The organism is Bradyrhizobium huanghuaihaiense, from assembly GCF_025200885.1.
Classification (GTDB): Bacteria; Pseudomonadota; Alphaproteobacteria; order Rhizobiales; family Xanthobacteraceae; genus Bradyrhizobium; species Bradyrhizobium huanghuaihaiense.
This window is the reverse complement of sequence record NZ_CP104172.1, coordinates 7,611,820-7,633,580: the sequence shown is the minus strand read 5'-3', so window position 1 is coordinate 7,633,580 and position 21,761 is coordinate 7,611,820. Positions and strand designations below refer to the sequence as shown.

General features: G+C 59.6%; 24 protein-coding genes and 1 pseudogene. 18 read left to right on the top strand and 7 right to left on the bottom strand.

Annotation, left to right across the window (positions count from 1 at the left end; all coding sequences use genetic code 11):
* Positions 1-35: 35 nt before the first annotated feature.
* From N2603_RS35955 to N2603_RS35925, 7 genes are all read left to right on the top strand, one after another.
* A complete protein-coding gene (locus tag N2603_RS35955; protein WP_260385862.1) occupies positions 36-464 on the top strand; it encodes a hypothetical protein in 429 nt (142 codons plus the stop codon).
* A 45-nt stretch (positions 465-509) separates the two neighbouring features.
* Positions 510-986: a DUF3833 family protein gene (locus tag N2603_RS35950; RefSeq protein WP_260385861.1), complete on the top strand. Its 477-nt coding sequence runs from the start codon at positions 510-512 to the stop codon at positions 984-986.
* 594 nt (positions 987-1,580) lie between these two features.
* Complete coding sequence (locus N2603_RS35945) at positions 1,581-2,564, top strand: NADP-dependent oxidoreductase (protein WP_260385860.1); 984 nt, start codon at positions 1,581-1,583, stop codon at positions 2,562-2,564.
* A gap of 66 nt (positions 2,565-2,630) precedes the next feature.
* On the top strand, positions 2,631-3,299 hold the full coding sequence (locus N2603_RS35940; protein WP_260385859.1) for an HD domain-containing protein: 669 nt from the start codon (positions 2,631-2,633) through the stop codon (positions 3,297-3,299).
* A 231-nt stretch (positions 3,300-3,530) separates the two neighbouring features.
* Positions 3,531-3,953: a cupin domain-containing protein gene (locus tag N2603_RS35935; protein WP_260424334.1), complete on the top strand. Its 423-nt coding sequence runs from the start codon at positions 3,531-3,533 to the stop codon at positions 3,951-3,953.
* 188 nt (positions 3,954-4,141) lie between these two features.
* On the top strand, positions 4,142-5,116 hold the full coding sequence (locus N2603_RS35930; protein ID WP_260385858.1) for a GlxA family transcriptional regulator: 975 nt from the start codon (positions 4,142-4,144) through the stop codon (positions 5,114-5,116).
* Between the two features lie 178 nt (positions 5,117-5,294).
* Positions 5,295-5,936 (top strand): HD domain-containing protein, encoded by a 642-nt coding sequence (locus N2603_RS35925; protein ID WP_260385857.1) that lies wholly within the window; start codon positions 5,295-5,297, stop codon positions 5,934-5,936.
* 332 nt (positions 5,937-6,268) lie between these two features.
* Here the strand turns inward: N2603_RS35925 and N2603_RS35920 are convergent, their stop codons facing one another.
* The gene (locus N2603_RS35920; RefSeq protein WP_260385856.1) at positions 6,269-6,469 is read right to left on the bottom strand and encodes a hypothetical protein; all 201 of its coding nucleotides are present in this window, start codon (positions 6,467-6,469) and stop codon (positions 6,269-6,271) included.
* A 64-nt stretch (positions 6,470-6,533) separates the two neighbouring features.
* On the opposite strand from N2603_RS35920, the gene N2603_RS35915 reads away from it, so the two are divergent.
* Positions 6,534-6,836, top strand: coding sequence for a hypothetical protein (locus tag N2603_RS35915; RefSeq protein ID WP_260385855.1), 303 nt, complete (start codon positions 6,534-6,536; stop codon positions 6,834-6,836).
* Positions 6,837-7,706: 870 nt separating this feature from the next.
* On the opposite strand, the gene N2603_RS35910 is transcribed toward N2603_RS35915, so the two are convergent.
* The 3 genes from N2603_RS35910 to N2603_RS35900 all read right to left on the bottom strand — a co-directional run bounded on the left by N2603_RS35910 (position 7,707) and on the right by N2603_RS35900 (position 8,832).
* Positions 7,707-7,853, bottom strand: coding sequence for a hypothetical protein (locus N2603_RS35910; RefSeq protein WP_260385854.1), 147 nt, complete (start codon positions 7,851-7,853; stop codon positions 7,707-7,709).
* Positions 7,854-7,863: 10 nt separating this feature from the next.
* Positions 7,864-8,262, bottom strand: a complete 399-nt coding sequence (locus N2603_RS35905; protein ID WP_260385853.1) for a hypothetical protein — start codon at positions 8,260-8,262, stop codon at positions 7,864-7,866.
* A gap of 117 nt (positions 8,263-8,379) precedes the next feature.
* A complete protein-coding gene (locus tag N2603_RS35900; protein ID WP_260385852.1) occupies positions 8,380-8,832 on the bottom strand; it encodes an Hsp20 family protein in 453 nt (150 codons plus the stop codon).
* 484 nt (positions 8,833-9,316) lie between these two features.
* On the opposite strand from N2603_RS35900, the pseudogene ftsH reads away from it, so the two are divergent.
* A pseudogene (ftsH, locus tag N2603_RS35895) lies at positions 9,317-11,144 on the top strand (ATP-dependent zinc metalloprotease FtsH).
* Between the two features lie 253 nt (positions 11,145-11,397).
* Positions 11,398-11,664, top strand: coding sequence for a hypothetical protein (locus tag N2603_RS35890; RefSeq protein ID WP_260385851.1), 267 nt, complete (start codon positions 11,398-11,400; stop codon positions 11,662-11,664).
* 465 nt (positions 11,665-12,129) lie between these two features.
* On the opposite strand, the gene N2603_RS35885 is transcribed toward N2603_RS35890, so the two are convergent.
* Complete coding sequence (locus N2603_RS35885) at positions 12,130-13,062, bottom strand: LysR family transcriptional regulator (protein ID WP_260385850.1); 933 nt, start codon at positions 13,060-13,062, stop codon at positions 12,130-12,132.
* Positions 13,063-13,152: 90 nt separating this feature from the next.
* On the opposite strand from N2603_RS35885, the gene N2603_RS35880 reads away from it, so the two are divergent.
* A complete protein-coding gene (locus tag N2603_RS35880) occupies positions 13,153-14,031 on the top strand; it encodes an NAD(P)H-dependent oxidoreductase (RefSeq protein WP_260385849.1) in 879 nt (292 codons plus the stop codon).
* Between the two features lie 264 nt (positions 14,032-14,295).
* Positions 14,296-15,189: an RNA polymerase sigma factor RpoH gene (gene rpoH, locus N2603_RS35875; RefSeq protein WP_260385848.1), complete on the top strand. Its 894-nt coding sequence runs from the start codon at positions 14,296-14,298 to the stop codon at positions 15,187-15,189.
* 43 nt (positions 15,190-15,232) lie between these two features.
* On the opposite strand, the gene N2603_RS35870 is transcribed toward rpoH, so the two are convergent.
* Positions 15,233-15,463 (bottom strand): hypothetical protein, encoded by a 231-nt coding sequence (locus N2603_RS35870; protein ID WP_260385847.1) that lies wholly within the window; start codon positions 15,461-15,463, stop codon positions 15,233-15,235.
* Between the two features lie 296 nt (positions 15,464-15,759).
* On the opposite strand from N2603_RS35870, the gene groES reads away from it, so the two are divergent.
* The 6 genes from groES to N2603_RS35840 all read left to right on the top strand — a co-directional run bounded on the left by groES (position 15,760) and on the right by N2603_RS35840 (position 20,965).
* Entirely contained in the window at positions 15,760-16,074 is a 315-nt protein-coding gene (gene groES, locus N2603_RS35865; protein WP_212470136.1) for a co-chaperone GroES, read from the top strand.
* 35 nt (positions 16,075-16,109) lie between these two features.
* Positions 16,110-17,732 carry a chaperonin GroEL gene (gene groL, locus N2603_RS35860; protein ID WP_260385846.1) on the top strand — a complete coding sequence of 541 codons (1,623 nt, stop codon included), beginning with the start codon at positions 16,110-16,112 and terminating at the stop codon, positions 17,730-17,732.
* Positions 17,733-17,929: 197 nt separating this feature from the next.
* Positions 17,930-18,262, top strand: coding sequence for a hypothetical protein (locus N2603_RS35855; protein ID WP_260385845.1), 333 nt, complete (start codon positions 17,930-17,932; stop codon positions 18,260-18,262).
* Between the two features lie 535 nt (positions 18,263-18,797).
* A complete protein-coding gene (locus N2603_RS35850) occupies positions 18,798-19,256 on the top strand; it encodes an Hsp20 family protein (RefSeq protein WP_260385844.1) in 459 nt (152 codons plus the stop codon).
* Positions 19,257-19,398: 142 nt separating this feature from the next.
* A complete protein-coding gene (locus N2603_RS35845) occupies positions 19,399-19,734 on the top strand; it encodes a hypothetical protein (protein ID WP_260385842.1) in 336 nt (111 codons plus the stop codon).
* Between the two features lie 133 nt (positions 19,735-19,867).
* Positions 19,868-20,965 (top strand): trypsin-like peptidase domain-containing protein, encoded by a 1,098-nt coding sequence (locus N2603_RS35840; RefSeq protein WP_260385841.1) that lies wholly within the window; start codon positions 19,868-19,870, stop codon positions 20,963-20,965.
* Between the two features lie 87 nt (positions 20,966-21,052).
* Here the strand turns inward: N2603_RS35840 and greA are convergent, their stop codons facing one another.
* Positions 21,053-21,532 carry a transcription elongation factor GreA gene (gene greA, locus N2603_RS35835; RefSeq protein ID WP_260385840.1) on the bottom strand — a complete coding sequence of 160 codons (480 nt, stop codon included), beginning with the start codon at positions 21,530-21,532 and terminating at the stop codon, positions 21,053-21,055.
* Between the last annotated feature and the right edge of the window lie 229 nt (positions 21,533-21,761).

The following is a 21,761-nucleotide window of genomic DNA, read 5'->3' as shown; positions in this document are numbered from 1 at the left end:
TGTCCCGTCGCGCAGGTAATTGGAGTCTGCGGAGCTTGGCCGTTGGTAAGCTTTATCAAGCGGCCAAGGACGAGAAGACGAGCTTCGCTCGCTCCCTGCGGCTTCTGCGTTCATGGCTTTCGCTCCAGCAAAGAGTTCAATTCGACACGAAAGGATACTTCGACGTCGTCGGATGTGATACCGGAAAGCGCTACCGCATTCGTCGGGGAACATCAGCTAACGTCCACGAAATCGATGAATATGGGCGTCTCGGGACGGGGCGATGCTTCGTTCCGCTCGGTGGCTTGCCACATGGCGACGTCATGCTTGCTCAGAAGATCGCTCTGGAGACGGACGAGGCGCGCGCCTTGAACGTCGCCAACAGCTTCCCTGGGCCTGTCACCTGGCGAATGCCACGTCTTTCTTCAGAGAGGAGAAGTTCACGGCGCTCTCTTTCGACCGAGTTGGGTCAATCGCATCAGTGATTCGATTGATTCGGTTGGTTGGATGCATTTTCGAAGGGTTTACCGATGGCGATCGATGCTTTTAGAGGAACAACGCCGCTGTTTCTTCCTGAACGTTTTTTCGTCGGGCGGCTAGAAGGTTGGGCAGTACTGGAAAGTCTAGTTGGCGGACTACTGAAACGCGCAACAATTGTTGGTCACGGCGAACTAGATGCTGACACCGACACAGTGCTGTTCATCGAGACATATACATTTGACGATGGTCATAGCGACACTCTGCATTGGACAATCAGAAAGGGTGAGGAGGGCAAGTACACCGGCTTGGAAAATCGTCTCGAAGGTGATGCCATTGGGGAGCAAGCCGGTTGCGCATTCCACTGGAAATACACGCGCGATACACCACAAGGGGGTGGTAAATCGTTCAAGCTGAATTTCGACGATTGGTTTTATGGAATCGATGAACGAGCTTGCATAGTTCGCGGCCGTGCTGGCCGTGCCGGCATCCCGTTTGCGACGGCGCACATTACTTACCGTAAGCTTTAGCGTCGCCGGTGTCCGTCACTGCGGCAGGCGAGAGCAGGTGAGGGGTGAACGCCCAGGTGTTTAAGCTAACGCTCCACCTTGCCAAGGCGTCGGCATTGTCCACCGTAGTTCGCTCCTAGCTGGGTCTTAGTCAGAAAGCCTGCACTAGCTTGCTCCTGCCGGGTCCGAACCATACCGGCGGTCCTCCGCGCCCGAACACGCCCTCGCGCACTTCTCGAGCCGCCGATACTTGCTTCGCGGACATTGCGAGCGGAGGACGTTTGCGTGAGCGCCTGCGTCTGGATTCGAACCTACTGTACGAGCGGTGGCGCTGTTGTGCTGGCGCGAAGGTTCCGAAGGCGTCTTTGTCAGGAAACGACGTCCGGCTGTCCTGATCCGTGGGATCGGATTGGTTGTCAAAAGCAGAGTCCATTGCGACATATGCCCTCTCGCCGAGGCGAGCACGATCAAGAAAGCCGTTTCACTGAACACGACTCGAACGATCGCGACGCGATTACGGGCGGGCACTGCGCCGACGAGGCGAGCTATGGCACGCGCGGTCGTGAAGTTAGCCGGGATGGGGACATGCCATGAATCGAGCAAAAGGAGCATGAGATGACCAACGGCAGCATCGTTCCTCAGACTAACGAAGAGCGAACTCATTCAACGATGATGGCCTGGCGCGTGCACGAATTTGGGCCACCAGAGATCATGAAGTTCGAGCGCATCTCGCGCCCCGAGCCTGTCCCGGGCGAGGTTCTGGTCAAGGTTGAAGCCGCTGGAGTTGGCCCGTGGGATGGCTGGATCAGGGCCGGAAAGAGTGCTTTGCCGCAACCGCTCCCCCTCACTCTTGGGTCGGATCTCTCGGGTGAAATCGTCGCCGCAGGACCCGGGCTCTCTGAACTGCGTGTGGGAGAACAAGTTTATGGGGTCACGAACCCGCGGTTTATCGGTGCCTATGCCGAGTATGCTGTGGCTTCCGCAGGCATGGTTTCGACCAAGCCAACCTCGCTAACCCACGTTGAAGCCGCCTCCCTTCCCGTCGTTGCCGTCACCGCATGGCAGGCATTGTTTGACCACGCCCAACTCGAAGCAGGTCAAAGGGTGGTCATTCATGGGGCGGCGGGCAACGTCGGATCCTATGCGGTTCAACTGGCCCGTCAGGCGGGTATCCAAACGATCGCAACGGTATCGACGGGCGATGTTGCCGCCGTGCGCAACCTCGGCGCAAACACCGTGATTGATTACCGGACCCAGCGCTTTGAGGAAGAAGTAAGGGATGTCGATGCTGTCATCGATCTGGTCGGCGGCGAAACCCAAACCCGCTCGTTCCAGGTCCTTCGTCGCGGCGGCAAGCTGATTTCGGCAGTGTCAAATCCGGATCAGCAACTCGCCCAACGCTACGGTGTCGGAGCTAATTTCTTTCTAGTCAACGTTACGAGCCAACATCTGAAGGAGATTGCTCGCCTCGTCGATGGTGGAAAACTACGAACACACGTCGGGGCAGTCGTGCCTCTCGCCGATGCGCGCGAGGCTCATCTGATGCTGGAACGCGTGCGGCCTCAGCCGAAAGGAAAGATCGTGCTCGTTGTCGGTTGATCGATCAATTCTCCTCGTTGCGGTCGGCTATCATTCCCACAGCTACTCCAAAAAAGGACACGACAAATGATCTCAAAAAATTTGTCCAACGCCCTCGTCATTCCCGATTCGTTGCTCGCGAAAGAGGCTACAGAAGTCCTGCGCGAGCATTCCACTGATCTGCTATTCAATCATTCGATTCGCGTCTACCTGTTCGCCGCCGAGCAGGGGCGTCAGAGGAAACTGCGCTTCGACCCTGAGCTCCTTTACGTTGCCGCCGCGTTTCACGATCTCGGCCTGATCAAGAAGTTCTCGAGCCCGGACGAACGCTTCGAAGTCGATGGCGCGAACGCCGCCCGGCAGTTTCTTGGCACCCACAACATCGCCGAACATCAGGTGCAGGCCGTCTGGGAGGCGATCGCGCTGCACACTACGCCCGGCATTCCGAAATATATGCGCCCCGAAGTAGCGCTCCTCAATTCCGGTGTTCTTCTCGATGTAATCGGGGTGGGGTTCGATCAGTTTCCCGCGGAGCTGCGCGAGGAAATCGTCGCCAAGTATCCCCGCATCCATTTTAAGGAAGGCTTTATCCAGGAGTATTTCGCCGGCTTTGCACACAAGCCTGAAACGACGTATGGGACCGTCAACGCCGCCATCTGCGAACGTTTCATGCCAGGATTCAAGAGCCCCAATGCTTGCGACTTGATCGCTGCTTCTCCCTTTCCGGATTCCCTGTCACAAGGCTCAGGATCATGACGGGGCGTATCCTGTGCTGAGTCCCGATTGCGGCCGAACGTGATGGCGCGGCGGTGGCTTCATACCAGAAGCTTTACCATGACCATCAGCGCGGGCTGCGTCTTGACTTCAAGTGGTTTGCATGAACTCGTTAGAAGAGGAGATGCGATGATGTCGATCAGCGGATTTGCCTATCGGATTGGTGTGCTCTCAAACCCTCGAGGTATGACGGCAATAGCAGCAAGGAGAGCGATGCAAACAGCCTTCGTCCCGCTGATAGCAGCAGCCATCGCTCTGGGAGCTCCCCCTGCCATCGCGCAGGAGCAGGAACAGGTGAAAGTAGCCTTCGAGCACGCACTGCCAAACGTCGACGGAAAGAGGATAGTCGCCGTGACGGTGACCTATCCTCCCGGCGGCAAATCGCTGGCTCATCACCATGCAGCCTCGGCATTTATCTACGCCTATGTACTGTCCGGCGTCATCCGCAGCCAGGTCGGCGACGAGCCCGCGAAGGTTTATCATCAAGGCGAAGGCTTTTACGAAATGCCGGGCTCACATCACAGCATCAGTGAGAACGCGAGCGCGACGGAGCCCGCCAGCTTACTGGCAATCTTCGTTGCCGATTTCAAGGACGAGCCGTTGACGTCCCCAGACAGGGCGCCGGGATCACGATGATGGCGCGACGGATTCGCCTGTCGCCGTGACGATCTGTTTCATGGGCCGCTTGGTGGGCTAATCGTCCGAGAAAATCCGTGAACCGAGATGCACCGTGTACGTTCTGTTGCTTCCGAGATCGGGCCAGGCCTTTGCAGGCTCCAGACTACCTGCATAGTGGGGCAGCCAGACTCGAGAGGTAGTAAGACGTGCCGGTACAAGCTGTCGCGATCGTTGTCTATGAGGGGGTCCAAGCCCTGGATGTGGCTGGTCCGCTAGATGTGTTCAGCGAGGCCAACAGCTTTCTCGGCAGCGCTGACCGTTATGAAACAGTGTTGGTTGCCGCTCACCGCAATCCGCTGCGCGCGTCGAACGGCATACGGCTGATGGCCGACCTGACCTTCGAAGACGCGGTGGGCGGCTTCGACATCATTCTGGTGGCCGGCGCTCCGACGCCGCCGGAAGCGGAGCCCGAACCGTGCCTGCTTGAGTGGATCAGGGAGCTGCCGTGGCGCTCAAGCCTTTATGGATCGATCTGCACAGGCGCTTTTGTGCTCGGCTATGCCGGGCTCCTGGACGATCGGCGAGTCACAACCCACTGGCAGGATGCAGAAGCGCTGGCGGCCAGGTTTCCGAAGGCGAAAGTTGAACCGGACTTGATCTATGTGCGCGACGGACGGCTGATCACCGCCGCCGGTGTGACTGCGGGGATAGATCTGGGCTTGGCGCTCGTTGGGCAGCGGCACGGTGCGGAAACTGCGCTCAAGGTCGCCAAGCGACTGGTTGTGGTTGCCCAGCGCCAGGGGGGACAGTCGCAGTTCAGTCCCTATCTCACGGCGCCCGCCGATCCGGAATCGCCAATCGCACGCATTCAGGACCATGTCATGGCCAAAATCGGGGAGCGCCACACCCTGGAATCGCTCGCCGGCATCGTCGGCATGAGCCCCCGGAATCTGGCCCGGCATTTCGTGCAGGCGACCGGGACGACACCGCACGAGTTCATCGAGCGCGCCCGCGTTGATGCGGCGCGCATGATGCTGGAAGGAAGCGACCGCCCGCTGAAGACCGTCGCCTTCGATTGCGGGTTCGGGTCGGCCGACCGGATGCGAATCGTGTTCAGCACTCGTCTTGGCGTCACCCCCGTCCAATATCGCGCCAGCTTCCGGCGGGCGGAATCGGAATAGATCGGGAGCTCTGACGACGACGGGTGTCTTCGGCTACCGCCAACGTTCCGACGGCCTTTTGTCAGCAAACGCCGTACGGCTGTCCTGATCCGAAGCATCCTGTTTGTTGCTCAGAGCAGGGCTGCATTGCCCAATGGCGACCAGCAGCCAACCCACTACCCATGAAGGAGATCGCTCCATGTCTGAGGTCATCGCCGGCATCCGCTTGCCCGACAGTGCTATCGCGCGCGCCGCCACGGAGCTCGTGCGCGATACCGAGGATGACCTGCTCTACAACCACAGTCGCCGCGTCTTCCTGTGGGGCGCGCTGACCGGCGAGCGCCGTGGCCTGAAGTGCGACCCGGAGCTACTTTACCTCGGCGCGATGTTCCACGACATGGGCCTCACCGAGACATATTCGAGCGCCGACCTGCGCTTCGAGGTCGACGGTGCCAATGCCGCACGCGAGTTCATGAAAAGCTACGGCGTGCCGGAGCGCGATATTGAGGACGTCTGGACTGCAATCGCACTCCACACCACGCCCGGTATCCCGGAGCATATGCGACCCATCATCGCGCTGGTAACCGCCGGTGTGGAAATGGACGTGCTCGGCATCGCCTATCACGACTTCACGCATGAACAGCGCGATGATGTCTGCGTCCATCATCCGCGCGAGACGAACTTCAAGGAAAACATCATCGATCACTTCGCCAACGGCATCATCAAAAAGCCGCTGACGACGTTTGGAAACGTGAAGGCGGACGTGCTGGCGCTGAAGGATATGAACTACGTTCGTCAGAACTTTTGCTCGATCATTCTCGGCTCAGCCTGGCTGAACTGAACCCTTTTCGCGGCCGCGTCGGAGGGGAGGGCGGTTATCGAGCACGCAGTCGTCGAAGGCTTTGGCCGGCGTAGGGCCCGCCATCACGGTGAGACCTTCCCGCAGCGCGCAAGCGACGCCCTCTCGGCCCTGACGGTCTGTTCGGCCTGCGGCGCCAGCTCGCTCCAGTGAGTCTGGGCTTCGTAGATCCAGCTGAGCCGTCGGTGTGGGTGGAACTGTCTCGCGCTGACCGGCGCTTCGTCACCGAGCAGCCGTCTTCAAAATCGCTCAAGGCGACCTCGCGGTCCTCGAAGCCGACCACTACAAGCCGATCAAGGACCGCTCCAAGGACCTCATCTGGAGGACATCTCGTCGGTCGTGTCGAGGACATCCAGGGATGTTGACAGGCCCAGTTCGACATAGCCCATGACTGACGGCAGCGATCCTAGTCCAATAAACTCTCGAAAAGACGGCAGGATTTCGCGCTTCCGCGAAAGTTTCCAGATCGCGGCTGCAGCTGCATATGCCGCACTAGGGATCTGCAAAAACCGCATTTGTTGATCCTCTTTTGGGGCTGTATAAGTTGTTAGCTTCTTCCTCCTAGTTGAAGAGGCTACCATGAACGCATTGCATACGTGGCTTTCGCAACAGCACCACGGGTTGCAGACTTTCCGCGAATTTCAGCAAAGGCTCTATGATGCCTGCAAGAACGAGCCTGATCAACAGGGCCTGTGCTGTCTGCTGAATACCGTCGTTGACAACTATGTAGAGGCCTTCGACGAAGAGCCTTTGCCGGTCGCCGTCGCTGACCATGCCTATCAGCGTCTGCTCGATCTAGTGGCAGACATAGATTTCGGTGCAAGCGCCGAACAGCGCCTCGTCATTATCAACCGAGTAGCAGCCAGCGATTTGCTGCACTAAAGCGGGATGTAGCGAACGCTCCAAGAGGTTCAGAGTTCGGTTGTGGTCCGCTTGCGACATGCCGGCGCGGCCAGACGATGTCTGCTCGAAGGGAGTAACGGGACTAGAACGGCATGCGGCCAAAGTGAAGCGGTGGCCATTCAGCGAAGTGGCGGCACGTTTCAAGGAGGGCCGCGTGAAATTGCGGACTTGACTTGCTCGGGTTGGGTTCTTCGTGTTTTGACTCCCTGACAACCTGCAGTTCGAGTTGCACGGCACAAACTCTCCGCGATCCGCTTTGTTCTTATCGCGTCAATCACGGGGCGGTCCGGTGCTGCAACGTTATGCGATGGACGAGGTTTGGGCTGCGTGAGGGTGAACCGGCGCGAGCACCAGCGAGGCAAACTATGCGCAATACTGGCTGCAAAAATAGAAGGAAAAGGCTCCCAGGCGGGATCGACCGCGAGATCAGGGACGACCTTTATCGCGCGCCCGCAAAGCCGACGCCGAACGATGGCGTGCCAATCTCAGACAACACGTTGCGGATCATGAACTCCTCTACGACCCGCCGGCGGCGGCCCTGCACGCAAGGCTTTCGGTCGACCGTGTCGACTCTGCTCCACGAGGAGGGCGCGTTCGACGACATGTAGTGGAAGCCTGGCTCCCCTCCCGCGGAGAAAGCGTCCCGGCGCGACTTGCGGGCTCTCCCGGCACCAAGCCCGACGAGGACAAGCGCCCGGACACGTACGGTGCGCGGTGGCAAGGCGGCTGAAACTTCCATCTATCCAGATAGTCACGCAGCCAGCAACGCTAGCTCGATCACCCCTTTCTTGGGTCCACGCGTAGCCCGGTCGCCCCGGTGCTCGCGGACACACGCGAGTTCAGGATTGGTTATGAGGTCGGCACACGTGGGAGCTCGATCTCCGTGCCGAGATCCTGTCTGGTGCTGTGCTCGAGATAGAGTTGGCCGACCACCAACATGAGACCCGCGAAGAACAGCACCAGAGCAACGGTCATGAGGTCGCGATAATCGTCCATCGCTGATCTATCAACCTTGCCGAGCTGTCGAATACAGGGTCTCAATGCCTTTCGGCAGTTGTTTGCTCTCTCGTGAACGGCTTTGACGAACTCCCTTGGTCGAAGCCCTTAACGGACGGGCCACTATCGCAGCGCTCGTGGCGGCCGATAGATCATGCGGCGATGCCGCACGTACCAGACGGAATGCAACAGGAGAGCCAGGTATAGGATTGTCGCCGGCACGCTTAACAAGTCCCCGTGTGACGAGGTTTCCCAGGGCAAGGAGAAGATCCTTCGCTTGCTGCTGCATGCCAACATTGGCAGCAAGGCTCTCAAGGGTGACCGCGCGACCGTTGCTACCGTGACGTTCGAAGAGCTTGAGCAGCCTGCGCTCAAGCTGCTGCGGATCGTTTAAGATTACGTTCTTCATGTATTTCTCCCTGAATCCGGCGACGCGAGCTCGCTCTGCCATTAGGTGTCCACCCGCAGTTCGGTGCACGCTGGTAGCTGAGCGAGGAGCTCCCCGCTGACTAGCAGGCGAGTGAACTCAGGCCGTTTGCTGGTTCGCGAGCTTCTGGTTGTCGTTGCCGGCTTGGATCGGTATCTGCCGCGGCTTCATAGCTTCGAGGAGTTCACGTACCAGCTCGATCTTGAGCATTCCGTCTTCAAACGAAGCGCGCTTCACTTGCACGTACTCGGCGAGATTAAACTGATGCCGGAATGGACGCACGGAGATACCCTGGTACAAGTATTGGTGGTCTCCCTTATCGGCCTTTCGGCCTTCAACCGTGAGTACGTTTTGCTCCGCAGTAATGGTTATTTCATGCGGTGCAAAGCCGACTAGCGCGAGGGAGATCTGATAGTGATCCTGGTCGGCCCGCTCAATGTTGTAAGGTGGGTAATTGTCGCCCGTCGATTGGACGGAATCCTCGAGCAGATCAAACACGCGATCGAAACCAACGGTCGAAAGCCACAGGGGGGCAAAATCAAAGGTGGTCATAGCCACATCCTCCACTTGAGCAACATGGTTTATGAGCGCCGGACATCGCGTCCGGCGCCCGAAAACCGGACCCTCGACTGGCGTCCGGTGCAGCGCGATCCGCACCGCAATCTTCGAATTAGAACCCACTGGTCAGGTTTCAAGAGGTCCGCCGCCCTGATGCAAAGCCTGCTCAATTTCGCTTTCGGCGGCCGCAGTGGAGATACGTCCACGCCCGTGCGAGTGCGTCGACCCTGGACGTTGAGATCTACGAGCGGTCCGAACGCGCAGAAGTCAAAGTGGCGGTCGACGGCTTACCAGGGGCGGAGCCTCTGCCCAAGCGGACTGCCGCAGTCGAGATGCCCGACGGGGCTACGTCCGGTTCCGTCAGGAACTCGTTGAAACCAATGCCACGCCAGAGTGTTTGGTGCAGTGCCGCGCCAACCGCCGATTATCCGGTCGATTCGGGGAAGCTGCTTCCGGGCCCTTTGCATCGAGTTTCTGCATGACCAGCAAAACTCGCTTCAATGACGGATATACCATCGCCGCTATTTTCGCGGTCTTCTTCATCCAGTATCTTATCGCAACGGCCACACAAATTGCCGTCATTCCCTACAGCGAATACCTGCAACTACTGCACCAAGGAAAGGTCGATGCGGTCGGCATTTCCGATCGCACCCTGCAGGGTGCGCTCAAGGAGCCGCTGCCAGGCGGCCAGAAGAGATTTGTGACCACGCGTGTCGACCAGGACGTGGCGCAGGAACTGGAGAAATACAACGTCCGCTTTACCGGACAAATCGAGAGCACCTTTCTGCGCGACCTCCTCTCGTGGGTGATGCCTGTACTGCTATTCTTCGGGCTGTGGTGGTACATCGGCCGTCGCATGGCTGAAGGCGGCGGCCTTGGCGGCGGACTGATGGCGATCGGCAAGAGCAAGGCCAAGATCTATGTCGAGTCCAACACGGGCGTCACCTTTGCCGATGTCGCCGGTGTCGACGAAGCCAAGGACGAGCTTCGCGAGGTCGTCGATTTCCTTAAGCATCCCACCGATTACGGTCGGCTTGGCGGTCGCATGCCGAAAGGTGTGCTGCTGGTTGGTCCGCCGGGCACGGGCAAAACCCTGCTGGCGAAGGCGGTTGCAGGCGAAGCCGGAGTTCCGTTCTTCTCGATCTCGGGTTCGGAATTCGTTGAGATGTTTGTTGGTGTCGGCGCGGCACGGGTTCGAGATCTGTTCCAGCAGGCACACGAAAAGGCACCGGCAATTATCTTTACTGACGAGCTCGATGCGCTTGGCCGAGCGCGTGGCATCGGCCCGTTTGCTGGAGGGCACGACGAGAAGGAGCAAACGCTCAACCAGCTTCTGGTCGAACTTGACGGTTTTGACTCACGATCGGGTCTGGTCATCCTTGCGGCAACCAACCGGCCTGAAATTCTTGATCCTGCGCTGTTGCGCGCCGGCCGCTTCGATCGTCAGGTGTTGGTCGATCGTCCCGACAAAAAGGGGCGCATCGAGATACTTAAGGTCCATATGAAAAAGGTGCAACTGGCCGGCAACGTGCCGGAGTCGGTTGCAGCTTTGACGCCGGGATTTACCGGCGCCGACCTGGCTAACCTCGTCCACTCCTGGCAACCCGCCGCGGCGCCGAGGCGGTAAGCATGAGCGACTTCAATAACGCGGTGGAGCGCATGGTCGCCGGCCTGGAGAAACGTAACCGGCTGCTCAATCCCAAGGAACGTGAGATCGTCGCTTTTCATGAGACGGGCCACGCGCTGGTCGCGCTTTCCTTGCCTGGTGTCGATCCTGTGCACAAGGTCTCGATCATACCCGTGGGGTCGGTGCACTCGGCTACACCATTCAGCGGCCGATCGAAGACCGATTTTTGATGACCAAGGAGGAGCTGGAAAACAAAATGGCCGTTCTGCTCGGCGGCCGTGCAGCTGAGCTCATCGTGTTCGGTCATCTATCGACGGGAGCAGCCGACGATCTGCGCCGGGTGACCGACATCGCACGGAGCATGGTGACACGCTATGGGATGTCGGAGAAGCTCGGCAGCGTTGCCTATGACCGCGAGCCCGGCAGTTTCCTGGCAGGCCCTGACCAGCCCTATCCAGTTCGCGAGCGTGGCTACGCGGAGGAGACCGCCGCAGCCATCGACCGCGAGGTAAAGGATATTGTGGATCAGGTCTTTCAGCGCACCCAAGGCATACTGAACACGCGGCGTCCGATCCTGGACCGCGCGGCAAAGAAGCTCCTTGAGAAGGAGACGCTGGAGCAGAGCGATATTGACCTGCTGATCCGGGAGATGCCGAAGGAAGGCCTCCGGGCGGTCTAACGGCGCGCTCATTTTCGCGCCCCAGCTAGAGCTGGTCCACCACCGCGCTGAGAATGCCGGAGCAGGTGAATATCTTCTGATGCTGGTTTTTGGCTCCGCCAAATCGCTGGCAAGATCGACAGGTCTCATCACGCGTTACTTGAACTCGCCCGGGACAGTTCTAATTCACTGTATAGCCGAACCGAGGTTCGGCGAAGTGGACCATGACAAGGAGACAAGTGCGCAGAGCACGTAGTAACTTGAGGGAAACGACATGAGAAAGCTTGCTCTTGCAGTCGTCGCGGCGGCAACGCTCCTCATCGGATCAGTTGCGCCGGCTTCGGCCCATTGGCGTCATCATGGCTGGGGCGGTCCGGGTATCGGTCCCGGGCTTGCTCTCGGATTGTTCGCTGGAACACTAGCGGCCGCAACCGCACCACCGGTCTATTATCGACCGGTCTATGGCCCGCCCTACTACTATGGCCGTCCGTATCGGGTAGTCCGATACTATCGTCCGGTTTATCCGTACTGGTACTGGTGATGAAAAGGAGGCCCGGTTCCCGCCGGGCCTTCGTTCAGGGCGCGCGACTTGCTCGCTCGCGCTGTCATCAGTTGTGGGACGGAGAAAATGGAGGTCAAGAGAATCAGAATAGCAGAACATCGTGGACGATGAGCCGGCGAAAGTCTCGGAGTGGTTGCCGTATTTCGCAGAATCGGCGGGTGGTGGGCCGCCGCTCCGGCTTGCATCGTGGCTCGGTCTCTTCGTGGCCGGCAAAGCAGCGGTGCAATGGATGAATGAGGGCCGTGGCGCTTCGAACGCCAAGGCAAAACGGGAGCTGGACTTGAGCTCATTTATCCGACCTGGCGCGAGGCCTTCCGTGCCGGATTGGCATCTCCATCCAGGTAACTGCCGCCTGCCGCAAAGCGTCGCGTTGGAGAGCAGGGCAGGCAGGGCACACGACTGGTGAAGCACCCTCGCAGGTTCGGCTGCGCTATCGACCGATCGCTAGGCTCCATGCGCCGGCTTCTTGATCCCAGGTGTTTGCGCGATCTGTGCCGAGAGAAAGTCGGCCAACAAGCGCACTCGGGCAATGCCCAACCGTTCCGGTACGATCAGCATGTTCAGCGGAACGGGCGGTGGCGAAAATTCGGGAAGCACCACTTCGAGCTTGTGGGCGGCGAGGAGATCCTCGACGAGCCAGAGATGTGCAGGCGCTATCCCGCGTCCGGCTACGAGGGCCTCTCTGGCTGCAAGTCCATGATCGACGCGCAAGTGCCCCCCGAATGGCACCACATGGCGCCCGCCGCGCTGACCATGAAGGACGAGGAGATCGCTGCCCGCGATATTGGACATCCTGACGCCTTCGTGATCCGCCAAGTCTTGCGGACGCGCCGGCTTGCCGCGTTCGGCTAGATAGCCGGGTGCGGCAACGAGCATTCGCCGGGATTGGCCCAGCGCTTTGAGCTTCATCGAGCTATCGCCAAGTGGCCCAAGCCGGAGAGCAATATCGACGCCCTCCTGCACAAGGTCGATGCGCTCGTCCGTGAGGCTGAGATCAACCAGGATGTCCGGATGGCGGTCCTGAAAGGCGAAAATGAAACGGCTGACGTGCAGGACTCCGAAGGCCGCGGTGCACGAGATGCGTACCGTACCCGCTGCCGCGCCACGTGTGCTGCGTGCCTCCTCGCCCGCCAAGTCAACCTGACGCAGGATCTGGACGCAGTGCCGATAGTAACGCGCCCCTTCTTCAGTCATCGTCACCCGGCGCGTGGTTCTGCTGAGCAGCGGCACGCCGACCGCGCCCTCCAGCTCGCGCAAATGCCGCGTCACCGTCGACTGGCCGACTCCGAGCTCCCTCGCGACCGCGGACAGGTTACCCCGCTCGGCGACCCGGACGAAGCTGCGCATGCGCTCGAGCGTGACGTCTGATTTATCCATTTTATGGCATAATCCTATACATTGCCGACATCTACTGCATCCCGGCTTCGCGTGCCACCTGATCGACATCACTCATCAGGAGGTGCTGTCATGAAGGTCTTGATTGTGTTCGCCCATCCGGAGCCGCGCTCGCTGAACGGCGCGCTGCTCGACGTCACCGTCAGCGAGCTCAAGCGGCTCGGTCACGAGGTGCAGGTGTCGGATCTCTATGCCCAGGGCTGGAAATCCGAGGTCGACCGCGGGGACTTTCCCTTGCTGGTTCAAGGTGAACGGCTCAAGCCGGCCGCGGCCTCCAAGCAGGCTTTCGAGGCGGGCGCGTTGACCAGCGACGTAAAAGCCGAGATCGAGAAGCTGTTATGGGCCGATGTCCTGATTCTGCAGTTTCCGCTGTGGTGGTTTTCGATGCCGGCGATCCTCAAGGGCTGGGTCGACCGGGTGTTCGCCTACGGCTTTGCTTACGGAGTCGGCGAACATAGCGACAAGCGATGGGGCGACCGCTATGGCGACGGAACTTTGAAGGGCAAGCGCGCGATGCTGGTCGTGACCGCCGGCGGATGGCAGGAGCACTATTCCGATCGCGGGGTCAACGGGCCGATCGACGACCTGCTCTTCCCCATCAATCACGGCATCCTCTACTATCCCGGCTATGATGTCCTGCCTCCGTTCGTGGTGTACCGGGTCGATCGGTTCGACGATTCTGGCTTCGAACCCGTCGCCGAGGGTCTGCGAGAGCGGATGCGGTCGCTTGCCACCACCCCGCCCATTCCGTATCGGCGGCAAAATGGCGGCGATTACCTGATCCCGCGCATGCAGCTCCGCGCCGGGCTCGAGGTTCCCGGCACAAGCGGATTCGCACTTCACCTCGATCGCGGAGGTCATGCCGGGCGGGATAGTAAGCCCCACGCATCGAACTCGTCCCCCGCTTCATCGGGCAGCGGCAGCTTGGCTTCCGACGAATTGGCTAGCTGACACGGGGAACAACCCGTTGGCTTCGCGGTTCTTTTGGCGCCGCCGGCCTGAGTGTCGTTGGGCGCCTCAGGGCCCAGCTAAGCCAGGCGACACGGCGGCTCGTACCATTTTGCTCCATGGAGGATTTGGATATGAAAGCTAGCTGTATCGTCGCTTGGCAGTCGATCAGTCTCACTCATCTCGGTGGGCTCTCGCGGCGGTATCTTCCCTCTGGCCGCTCGTTAGAGCTCAAGAGTGGCGATGGCTTCTGAAGGAGGGTGCGTCATGTCAATCAAGTCAGCCCTCCCTGCCATCCATTCGGAAGCCGGGTTGTCCCGGTATCTGCAAGAGATCCGTAGCTTCCCGCTGCTCGATGCCTCCGAAGAAGTGATGTATGCAAGGCGCCTTCGGGATTCCGGGGATCGCGAAGCTGCCTACCGTCTGGTGACGAGCCATCTGCGATTGGCCGCCAAGATCGCGCTGAAATATCGGCGCTATGGATTGCCCATCGCCGACCTCATCTCGGAAGCCAACGTCGGATTGATGCTGGCCGTCAAGCGGTTCGACCCCGAGAAGGGATTTCGCCTGGCGACCTATGCCGCTTGGTGGATCAAGGCCTCCGTGCAGGAGTTCGTCCTGAGATCGTGGTCACTCGTTAAGCTCGGCACGACCGCGGCGCAAAAAAAGCTGTTCTTTAACCTTCGAAAGTTGAAGAGACGCCTTGGTGCGCCGGACGATGGCGAGCTTTCGCCGGAGCAGGTGAAGCAGATCTCCGAGCATCTTCGGGTCAAGGAAACCGACGTCGTCGAGATGAACGGGCGGATCCGTGGCGACATGACGCTGAACGTTCAGCTCAGTGACGAAGAAGGCGAGCAATGGCAGGACAGGGTCGCCGATTCATCTCCTGATCCTGAAACCCTGCTCGTGGAGGCCGGATACCGTGAACGGCAGAAGGCCGCACTCTCTGAGGCGCTGAGTGCGCTTTCTCCGCGAGAACGCACCATCGTCGAAGCCCGTTACATGGCTGAACAGCAAAGCACGCTTGACGATCTTGCTAATGCCTTCGGGATTTCTCGTGAGCGTATCCGCCAGATCGAGCAGCGTGCGTTGAAGCGCATCAAGACGATGATGTGCGTACGTCTTCCGGATCTTGAGGCTGCTTCAGCAAGCGCATACTAGAAGCAGAACACGAAAAACCGCTGGCCGGCTGCTGATCGGTGGATCAGCAGCCGGTGCAGATATCAGGCACGATCGCTTCCGCTGAGAAATCACGGTCCCTGCGGCCATCGGATCTTGTTCTTGCCGACTTGACCCGCGGCTGGCCGCTTTGATTGCTGACAAACTGCTTAACGGCCGCGTCGGAGCTTCGCACTGATCGCGACGAATCCGTTTCTTTCGCTTGCAGCGAAACCACCATCCCGAGGAAAGCAGCAAGTACCAATAAAGTCCGCATCTCTGGTTATCCTCCTTTCGAAGATGCTCCAGTTTGCTGCGCAGAGTCTGCTCTGCAGCCGAGAAAACATCTTGGTTTGATGATCTCAGTTTTCAACGTGCGGCGAGCGATGCTGGACGCTGGGGAAGACTCTCCGGGTGCAAGCCGCGAGCGATAGCGACGAGCCGGCCTTCGTCGCAAAAAATTTTCTTCCTCCCTCTTGAAAGTAGATCCCTCGCTCCTAGGTGCTTTTCCGCCCGGGGGCCGTTACGGACCCGGATTTTGGACATCGCTGAACCTACCCAAGGAGGATGTGCATGCATTTCCGTCCCTTGCACGATCGCGTGCTCGTGCGACGTCTCGACGCCGAAGAGAAAACCGCCGGCGGTATCATCATTCCGGACACAGCAAAGGAGAAGCCACAGCAGGGCGAGATTGTCGCCACTGGCCCCGGCGCACGCAACGAACAGGGCCAGCTCGTTCAACTCGACGTCAAGCCCGGTGACCGTGTTCTGTTCGGAAAGTGGTCGGGTACGGAGGTCAAGATCGACGGCGAGGAATTCCTGATCATGAAGGAAAGCGACCTTCTGGGTGTCATCGACAAGGCAGGCACCGTCAAGAAGGCAGCGTAGCGCGCTGACAGTCATAGAGGAAAGGAGAGATCAAAATGGCTGCCAAGGACGTCAAGTTCGCAACCGAGGCCCGAGAGCGCATGCTGCGGGGCGTCGACACTCTGGCAAACGCGGTGAAGGTCACACTCGGTCCGAAGGGGCGAAACGTCGTGATCGAGAAATCGTTCGGTGCGCCGCGCATCACCAAAGATGGCGTGACCGTCGCCAAAGAGATCGAACTGGAGGACAAGTTCGAGAACATGGGCGCGCAGATGGTGCGCGAGGTCGCCTCGAAGACGAGCGATGCCGCCGGTGACGGCACCACAACGGCCACCGTGCTTGCCCAGGCCATCTTTAGGGAAGGCAGCAAGTCCGTCGCCGCCGGCATGAATCCGATGGACCTGAAGCGCGGCATCGACCTTGCTGTCGACGCCATCGTTTCCGACCTGAAATCACATGCGAAGAAGATTACCTCCAATGACGAAATCGCGCAGGTCGGCACAATCTCCGCCAATGGCGACACCGAGATCGGGCGATTCCTCGCGGATGCCATGAACAAGGTCGGCAACGAGGGCGTGATTACCGTCGAGGAGGCCAAGAGCCTGCACACTGAGCTCGAAGTGGTCGAGGGTATGCAGTTTGACCGCGGCTACATCTCGCCATACTTCGTCACCAACACCGAGAAGATGCGCGTCGAACTCGAGGATCCCTACGTTCTGATTCACGAGAAGAAACTGTCTGGCTTGCAGACCATGCTGCCGCTGTTGGAGCAGGTCGTCCAGTCCGGGAAGCCGCTCCTGATCATCGCCGAGGACATCGAAGGCGAAGCGCTTGCGACATTGGTCGTCAACAGACTGCGCGGCGGACTGAAGGTCGCTGCCGTCAAGGCGCCGGGCTTCGGCGACCGCCGTAAGGCGATGCTGGAGGACATCGCGATCCTGACCGCCGGCAATGTCATCAGCGAGGACCTCGGCATCAAGCTGGAAAAGGTGACAGTGAAGATGCTCGGGCGCGCCAAGAAAGTGGTCATTGACAAGGACAATACCACCATCGTCGGCGGCGCGGGCGCCAAGAAGGATATCGAGGCGCGGGCCCAGCAGATCAGGCTTCAGATCGAGGAAACGACCTCCGACTATGATCGCGAAAAGCTGCAAGAGCGCCTCGCCAAGCTTGCCGGAGGCGTCGCAGTGATCCGCGTGGGCGGTGCGACGGAGGTCGAAGTCAAGGAACGCAAAGACCGTGTCGACGATGCGATGCATGCTACGCGCGCGGCGGTTGAGGAAGGCATTCTCCCCGGAGGCGGGGTAGCCCTTCTGCGGTCCCTCAAAGCGCTTGACGGCATCAAGACCGCCGACGCGGACCAGAAGGCCGGCATTGACATTGTTCGCCGCGCCATCCAGGTGCCGGCTCGGCAGATCGTGCAGAACGCCGGCGAGGATGGCTCGCTGATTGTCGGCAAGCTTCTGGAGCACCAGAGTTACAATTGGGGCTTCAACGCGGCGACTGGCGAGTACGAAGACCTGGTGAAAGCCGGCGTGATCGATCCCGCCAAGGTTGTCCGCACCGCCTTACAGGACGCCGCGTCGGTCGCATCGCTGCTGATCACGACCGAGGCACTCGTGGCCGAGAAGCCGAAGAAGGCCGAACCAGCTCCGGCCGCTCCCGCCATGGACTTCTGAACAGGAGAGCCCGGCCGATCAAGGCCGGGCTCCACCGATGAGAGGAGAGAAGACCGCTTCCAAGGATGGAGTGTCCCATGAACAGGTTTAATCGTCATTGGCTCAGGATGAGGCAGGAGGCGATCCACTGGTTCATGTTCGACCTGAGCTTTGTCACCCTTGCCTGGATCTGTTTTCGAACGATTGGAGGAGTATAGATGCTGAGCCATCACCATACGTTCTCCGCCCGGACGGAGACCAACCGCAATCTGCGGCGACGCCTGCTCGCTCTAGTAATGGGCAGCGCAATGTCCCTGACCGCCTTCGGTGCTTACGGCCTGGAAAGCCCGCGGGGAGCCGAGGCCACACAGCGTGCGTTCACTGGACTGCCACTGCCGCCAATCCCGTATCTCGATACGATGCCGTGGTTGAAGTGGCAGCCTGCGGCGGCAACGATGAAGATCGACATCTTGCTGCCGCCGACATCCGCGCCGACGGGTATTTGGCCGCAGCCGACGCCCCATCCCGCCGGACTGGCGGCAGCAAGCTGAATGTCAGTGAGCGGCCTGCAAAGGCCGCTCGCTATCTTATGCAAGGTCGTCAAGAGCGAGCGACAATCATGTTTGAAGCGAATTCGGCGAGGCATTCCGTGCGCGGGAGCTCCGATGCAGCCTCAAGCACAGCAGTCGAGCTTGGCGTCCGCGACTTCCTCATCCGACGCTGTCAAAAGGTGATCGGTCACTACGAGCGCCGCCTGCTCTCAACTGCGAGGAGCGAGCAAGAGCAGCAACTCTATCAGCCCGGATTGAGCGAGAGCAGCGAGTGATGGATGTCCTACGCGAGGGCGCTCACCCGGATCGCTTGGCCGCGTAGTCGCTGAGCTGCCAGGCGAGGCTCGATCAGAAAAAAACGCACAGCCTCTTGAACTCATGAGTGTCAGTTTTAATTCGTTTCTCGACCGCCACTGCGGTGTGTCGAGCGCCAGGCGGGGCTCGGCACGAGGCGCTGGACTGGGGTGTTCGACGATAATCGAAACTCCGATCCTGCCTTGCTTCGTATCCATATTGCTCTTTGGAGGACTTGGCTATGAGGACACTTGATTTCGCACCACTTTGGCGCACCACGGTCGGCTTCGATCATCTGGCTGACCTCGTCGACGGCATGTCACGCCAGCCGACTGAGGACAGCTACCCGCCGTACAATATCGAGCGGTCCGGCGAGGACCACTATCGAATCACGCTGGCGGTGGCAGGCCTCGGTGCTAACGATATCTCCGTGACTGCCGAGCAGAATGCTCTCACGATCGAAGGCAGGAAATCCGATGGTGCTGCGCGCGAGTATCTCTATCAAGGTATTTCGGCGCGACCGTTCCGGAGAGTCTTCAGCTTGGCCGACTACGTTCAGGTGAAGCAGGCGTCCTTCCAGGACGGTCTCTTGGTCATTGATCTCGTTCGAGAGATTCCGGAAGCGATGAAGCCGCGCAAGATCCAGATCGGAAGTGGAACGGCTACTTCATCGCAGATCGAGCAGAAGAACGCCGCTTAGTAGCCCCGATCCATGGACGGGCGATTCTGAACGGAAGTCGCTCTCTGTCCTATCTCATCTCACGTGGGTGGCGACATCGACTACGCCGCCACCCAAATCTCGATCACCATCCCTTGGAAAGGAGTGAATAGGGAGGCGAGCCATGACTAACGTAAAAATCAACGGCGGTGGTCTTCACCCATTCTTCCACCCTGCCGCTCACTACGTTTCTCCGGCGGAAGTCCTGAATGAGAAGGAGCTCTCGACGCCTGAGAAGCGGATCATCCTGTCCTCGTGGGCGTCGGACATGTACGCCGTGGAATCCTGTCCCGACCTGCGGGAGGTCCCCGGAACGGGCCACGCTGTGAAGTTGGCCGACATACTGGCAGCGTTGCGGCAACTCGACGGAGACGACGATGATGATCCGCCCCGTGGCGGTGGCGTTCCCATGCGGTTGCGGCGGCCCTGGGCTGCCGCCGCACAGCGGAGGGCGCTGTGATGGTCACGGAAGCCGTTCTAGCCATCGTGCTGCTTGGCCATGCCGCAGCAGTCTGGGCAATTCCGCTCGTAGCATTGGAAGGAACACTTCTGCCTCAGATTGACGATCCGACAAGCATGCAAGGGTGATCGGAATGTTGGGTCAGCGAACAATATTGGCATGGCTTCTGGTTGTGGCGCTATTCGCGGCTTCACCGGCTACAGCCCAAGTGCCGGACCTGAAGACGGGCGGTTCTGTGCCAACATTGGCGCCGGTGGTTCGACAGGTGACGCCGGCTGTTGTGAATATTTCCGTGCACGGCCGTGTTCGCGAGGACAATCCACTTTATCGCGATCCGTTCTTTCGTGAGTTCTTCGACATTCCCAAGCAGGTCGAGAAGGAAATCAATTCGACGGGTTCGGGCGTCATCGTCGATGCCAAGCGCGGCTATGTGTTGACCAATAATCACGTTGTCGAAGGCGCTTCAGTCGTTCAGATAACGACCAAGGATGGCCGGCAGCTATCTGCGAAGGTAATCGGGCGCGACGCGCCGACTGACGTCGCAGTGCTGCAGATCCCAAACGCTGCCGGCCTCCAGGGGCTTCCTTTCGCCGACAGTGATGCGCTTGAAGTCGGGGATTTCGTGCTTGCGATCGGAAATCCCTTCGGACTCGGCCAGACCGTTACGTCCGGGCTCGTCAGTGCGCTGGGTCGGACTGGCTTGAGCAAGGAAGGCTACGAGGACTTCATCCAGACCGACGCTGCGATCAATCCGGGAAATTCCGGCGGCGCATTGGTGAATCTTCGTGGCGAGTTGGTCGGCATTAACTCTGCGATCATTTCGCCCGGCGGAGGGAATGTCGGGATCGGCTTTGCAATTCCCGCGAATATGGCCCGGCTCGTTATGGAGCAGATCGTAGATAGAGGATACGTTGAGCGTGGCCGCATTGGCGCTTCAGTGCGCGAGCTCCAACCGTCGACGAATCCTCGCCGCAACGAAGGGGCAGTGATCGCGGAGGTCGCGCCAGACTCTCCGGCTGAAAAGGCGGGCTTGCGCAAGGACGATATCGTGGTCATGGCAGATGACCGTCCAATCCGCACCGCGTCGCAACTTCGGAACAAAATTGGCCTTGCACGCATCGGTCAGGATGTGAAGCTTACCATCGTGCGGGGCGGCCAAACCAGTTCCGCGGTCGTGAAAGTAGCTCCGCCCGTCCAGGCAAGCAGCACATCCACTCGTCTGTTGCGCTGATGCAAACGGGTTCAAGACAACGGCTCGCACCGACGGGTATCTGCCGGTCATGCAAGACCATTTGCTATTAAGACTATTCTTCTGCCCCTAGGGAAGCCATCTAACTTGCTCAATCTTGTAACTCTTCTCGCCTCCTGGAGTCTCGACGGCTACGACTGCGCCTTGGGACTTGCTTATCAACGCCCGTGCGAGAGGTGAGCTGACTGAAATTTTGCCTCTGGCCGCATCGGCCTCCGGCTCGCCGACGATATGGCAAATTCGCTCCTCGCCCGTATCCTGATCCGTCAGCGTGACCGTCGCGCCGAATTTGACGATTTCGCCGGAGAGCTTCGAGACATCGATGACCTCTGCGCGTGCAAGTTTGGTTTCCAACTCGGCTATGCGAGCCTCGTTGAGGCCTTGCTCGGTCAGCGCGGCCTGATACTCCGAATTCTCAACAAGATTAGGTTCGTCCGCGATCGCGTGCTGAATACGCTCGGCAAGATGGGGCCGCCTAATTCGTATGCGGTTGGCTAATTCGTTCTGAAGAGCCGCATAACCGACCGCGGTCATAGGGAGAGCTGGCATCGCATTCGCTACCGGGTTTCCTAAGAGCGCTGCCGAGAGCCGAGAACGGCCGCGCTGTTATCCGCCGGCCGACGCGAACTCGGTGCTATTCGGTTGGCAACTATGCTGAACATCGCCTGTTCCAAGGAGCGCCTGTGCCACGGCGATCGTCCCTGCGCTGGACGGATTGCTCTACAGCGATCCCTCTTAGCGTCGGAGGAACTGACCTTCCGGTCGTGAGTTTTGCGCG